The sequence below is a fragment of the Citrifermentans bremense R1 genome (assembly GCF_000426865.1).
GTDB lineage: Bacteria > Desulfobacterota > Desulfuromonadia > Geobacterales > Geobacteraceae > Geomonas > Geomonas bremensis.
Window position 1 is genome coordinate 1 of record NZ_AUGE01000076.1, and the last position, 1,892, is coordinate 1,892.

Below are 1,892 nucleotides of genomic sequence, written 5' to 3' on the forward strand. Positions count from 1 at the left end.
TGGTGAAACTTTTGCGCTTCCGTTCGCTCATTGCCTGCTCCTTTTATCGCAGGCGCCATCTTAAACTATTGTCCTGAAAATGGGGTCCACTATACTAAGCTACATTTTCACAACTTTCACAACATTTTAATGGACTTTGGCTGGCCAACACTCAGCGTAAACAGCTGATTTGTTGTTATTTTTACATGATGGTTTTTATTCTGGCTGGATGTAGTGAATCATCGTTCCCGCAGTCTCTGCCTGAAGAGTCTGCCTGAAGAGCGAATTAGCGTTCGGAATAAATTAGTTCTTGATTTTTAAGATTTGGTTATGTATAAAGTTAAACGTTTTTTTGGACTGATTTACATATTTGAATTGTTACCGATAAGAGCAAAATCAGAGTAATCTGATGACGCAAAACCCTAGGGTCCATGGAAATGGATTGCCGGTTACCGAAGAGCAATGGCCTTTTCTTTTTTAAAGCGCTCATTCTCGCAATTTATGGAGTTGGGCGCTTTTTATCTTCAGGAGGGGATCAATGAAATTCAAAGGAATTCTGCTCGCTGTACTGTCTCTGCTCGCTCTGCAACTCACCGGTTGTGCAAACCTGGGACCGAAACCTACACAGGTCTTCCCGCTGGTCAACCCGAAGACCGTTACCGTCATAGTCCCGGACAACAAAGAAGTCGATGGCAACGTGTATACCACCTGTTCCATTCGCAACGCCATCTGGGCCCGGGAGTATTACCAAGGCCAGATTAGCAGGCAGCAGTTAATCCGCGTCCAGCTTAAGACGGGCTCCAGCTTCGATATCGACCGCAGGGTTGACAACGGCGTCAGCGGTTCCGGTACCGTGTATTCCGTCAACTACAGCCTGAAGCACGACCACACGAACACCATTCTCCAAATGACCCCGACACAGCGTAAAACCTACCAGGGTGGCCTGATCATGTCCTGGGAGCCACCAACCTTCACTGAAGAGGACCTCTTCAGCTACCTATGTAGCCAGCAGGTCGGCTATCGCGTGGAAATCAACTCGGAATTTAATACCGAATCCATCTTCTCCAACTTCAAGCGTCTGGCGACTGAGGAACAATTCCGTCAGGGTGAGAAGGATGATGTGACCGGCAAGATTTTCAAGAACCGCTTCTCGATGATGGTGGACGATACTAAGGTCTACTTCTCTGTTGAGACCTTCCCGTACCGCAACGGGACCAAAGCCATCATCTATCTAAGCGTGCCCGGCCGATACACCTCAGAGAACACCGTGGACTTCAATGTAATTTTGAAGGACCTGAAGACCAAGCTAGAAGCCATAATTAACGCATAACCAGTCGGTTCCATTCCGGCACGACAGAGGGACCTCCGAAAGAGGTCCCTTTCTTATGGAGTGCGCCCGGCTTTAGTAGGCGGCGTGAATGACCTGCGCGAGCTTAATTCCACCCGACATGCGACACAGAACTACATCAACGGAAGGTGCGGGATGGCCGTGTTTTAACTAGTTTCCATCCGGAAACATAACTTGCTGAATTTGTTGTCAAATTGATGCAAAAACTGCTTAGGTTTTGGTTGTCGTTGTGCTATAATCCGCTCCGCAACTTGCTGAATTTGTTCAATTCAATGGCTACAGGAGCGGCAAAGATGAGGCAAAAACAGACCCGGCAGATGAGCCTTTTTTCCGTCACAGCTCGTCACGACATCGGCAAGGAACTCAAGGAGATTTCCGAGGTACTCGACGCGACACCGCAGATGCTGGACATGGTTTATAACGACCTGATCCGTACCCGGCGACACGAGACCGGGCGTGAAGGAATGACCGCCGAGCAGGTGTTGCGGGCCTGCGCACTGAAACAGATCCGCGCCCTCTCTTACGAAGAACTTTCTTTCCATCTCGAGGACTCCAACTCTTTCCG

At 48.9% G+C, this 1,892-nt stretch carries 1 protein-coding gene, 1 pseudogene and 1 riboswitch; the gene and the pseudogene both read left to right on the top strand.

All coding sequences use genetic code 11. The features are described 5' to 3' along the window. Positions 1–358: 358 nt before the first annotated feature. A riboswitch (cyclic di-GMP riboswitch) is annotated at positions 359–436 on the top strand. A gap of 81 nt (positions 437–517) precedes the next feature. Further along, positions 518–1,309, top strand: a complete 792-nt coding sequence (locus tag K419_RS0118865; RefSeq protein WP_026842902.1) for a hypothetical protein — start codon at positions 518–520, stop codon at positions 1,307–1,309. Positions 1,310–1,620: 311 nt separating this feature from the next. Then, positions 1,621–1,892 (top strand): annotated as a pseudogene (locus tag K419_RS22475) (ISNCY family transposase); the annotation flags it as partial.

Excerpts from the sequence above, each read along its gene's own strand:
- K419_RS0118865 (WP_026842902.1), top strand. The coding sequence starts at position 518 with ATGAAATTCAAAGGAATTCTGCTCGCTGTACTGTCTCTGCTCGCTCTG.